1 protein-coding gene and 1 pseudogene are annotated in these 2,670 nt (G+C 61.3%); both read left to right on the top strand.

What is annotated here, in order from left to right; translation table 11 throughout:
• Positions 1 to 9: 9 nt before the first annotated feature.
• Positions 10 to 1,233, top strand: a complete 1,224-nt coding sequence (locus tag ACAN56_RS35330) for a condensation domain-containing protein (protein WP_489685716.1) — start codon at positions 10 to 12, stop codon at positions 1,231 to 1,233.
• A 25-nt stretch (positions 1,234 to 1,258) separates the two neighbouring features.
• A pseudogene (locus tag ACAN56_RS35335) lies at positions 1,259 to 2,670 on the top strand (non-ribosomal peptide synthetase); the annotation flags it as partial.

The following is a 2,670-nucleotide window of genomic DNA, read 5'->3' on the forward strand; positions in this document are numbered from 1 at the left end:
TACGGCCGGATCGAGCCGGCAGCGGCGCAGGCATCGTACCCGCTGTCTTCGGCGCAGCGGCGGCTATACGTGCTGCATGAGGTGGAGCCGGAGAGCACGCGCTACAACATGCCGGGGGTCATGGAGTTAACAGGGCAGGTGAATGCGGATCGGCTGGAGGAAGCGATTCGCTCGGTCATCGCCCGTCACGAATCGCTGCGCACGTCGTTCACGTGGATCGACGGCGAACCGCGACAACAGGTACACGAAGACGTGTCGTTTGAATGGGGATGCCGGGAGGTAGATGAAGTGCAAGCCCGGGAGCTCATCCGGAACTTCGTGCGGCCGTTCGCGTTGGATCAGGCGCCGCTGCTGCGGGCTGGGCTGCTGCGACTGGCAGAGGAGCACCATTGGCTGGTGTGGGACATGCACCATATCGTCTCGGACGGCGTGTCGCTGAACCTTCTGGTGTCGGACCTCATGGCGGCGTATGCCGGTGAGGAGCTGACGCCGCTGCGGATCCAGTACAAAGACTACGCGGTCTGGCAGCAGGACACGCTCGGGGTAGAGCGGATGCAAGGGCATGAGGCGTACTGGCTGTCGGCCTATGCGGAGGAAGTGCCGGTGCTGGAGCTGCCGGCCGACCGGACGCGTCCGGCGGTGCCAAGCAGCGAAGGCGGACAGGTTCATGCGCAGATCAGCGCGGACGTAGCTGAGGCCCTAAAACGAATTGCCGCAGAGACCGGAGCCACGCTGTACATGGTACTGCTGGCCGCCTATAACGTGTGGCTGCACAAGTACACTGGGCAGAGCGATATTGTGGTCGGGACGCCGGTGTCGGGGCGGACGCATGGGGATACGGAGCCGATGATCGGGATGTTCGTGAACACGCTGGCACTGCGCAACGCCCCGTCCGGGGAGAAGCGGTTTATGGACTTCGTGCGCGAAGTGAAGGAGCGGACGCTGACGGCATTCGAGCATCAGGATTACCCGTTCGAGGAACTGGTCGAGAAGCTGAACGTACGGCGCGATATGAGCCGCAATCCCTTATTCGACACGATGCTGGTGCTGCAGAACATGGAGCAGGCGCGCTTTGGCCTGGCAGATGTAGATGTTCGTCCGGTCGAGCTGGACCACCGGGCGACGAAGTTTGACCTGACGCTGAACGTTGCGGAGAGTGAGCAAGGACTTCAGTTGTTGCTGGAATACAGCAGCGCGCTGTTCAATGAGGAGACAGCNCGTTGCGGAGAGTGAGCAAGGACTTCAGTTGTTGCTGGAATACAGCAGCGCGCTGTTCAATGAGGAGACAGCCGGGCGGTACCTGATACACTTTGTACAGCTCTTGTCACAAATGGCCGGTCAGCCGGAAGCAAGCATTGGGTCGTATGAGCTTGTGACGGCGGAGGAGAAGCAACAGCTGCTGCATGCGTTCAATGACACACTGGCGGAGTATCCGCAGGAAGCAACGATCCACGGTCTGTTCGAGGAGCAGGTGGAGAAGACGCCGCATACGGTGGCGGTAGTGTACGGGGATCAGCAGCTGACCTATGCGGAGCTGAACGCGCAGGCGAACCAGCTGGCGTGGACGCTGCGCGGGCAAGGTGTAGGGCCGGAAACGATTGTAGCGATGATGGCGGAACGCTCACTGGAACTGATGGTAGGACTCTATGGCATCCTGAAGGCAGGCGGCGCGTACTTGCCTATCGATCCGACCTATCCGGCAGAGCGCATCCAATACATGCTCGGGGACAGCGGCGCGGCGGTACTGCTGATTCAGCCCGGCCAGGATTCATGCGGATTTGAGGGGACGGTCATCGAGTTGACGCATGGAGGGCAGGTGCAATCCGAGGCCAATCCGCCGCTAGAGCCGGATTCCCGGCGTTTGGCGTATGTGATCTATACCTCGGGGACCACTGGCAACCCGAAAGGGGTCATGATTGAGCATCGTGCGGTCATCAACCGCCTGCAATGGATGCAGAACCGCTACCCCATCGGAGAACAGGACGTCATTCTGCAGAAGACGCCGATAACGTTCGACGTTTCGGTGTGGGAGCTGTTCTGGTGGGGCATGACCGGGGCCAAGGTCTGCATGCTTCCGCCGCAGGGAGAGAAAGATCCAGCGGTGCTGGCCGAAACGATGGAGCGTCACGGGGTCACGGTTATGCATTTTGTGCCGTCGATGCTGAGCGTCTTCCTGGAGCAGGCCGGGCAAGCATTTAGCCCGGAGAAGCTGGGCAGCTTGCACCGGGTATTTGCCAGCGGGGAAGCGTTGAAGCCGCAGCATGTGAGCGGGTTCTACAAGTTAATGGAAGGGAGCGGAGCCACGCTTCACAACCTGTACGGGCCGACGGAGGCCACGGTCGATGTCGCGTATTACGACAGCGCTCCGACCTTCGCGAAAGCGGCGGTGCCGATCGGAGGGCCGATCGCCAATACGCAGCTGTACATTGTGAACGACAACCGGCAGCTGCAGCCGATAGGCGTCGCGGGTGAACTATGTATAGCGGGCGACGGTCTGGCCCGGGGCTATCTGAACCGGCCGGAGCTGACGGCGGAGAAATTCGTAGACAACCCGTTCGATCCGGGTGCGCGGATGTACCGGACCGGCGATTTGGCGAGATGGCTGCCGGACGGCAATCTGGAGTACCTGGGCCGGATCGACCATCAAGTGAAGATCCGCGGCTACCGGAT

Origin of the sequence: Paenibacillus paludis (genome assembly GCF_042610515.1) — a bacterium.
Taxonomy (GTDB): domain Bacteria; phylum Bacillota; class Bacilli; order Paenibacillales; family Paenibacillaceae; genus Paenibacillus_AQ.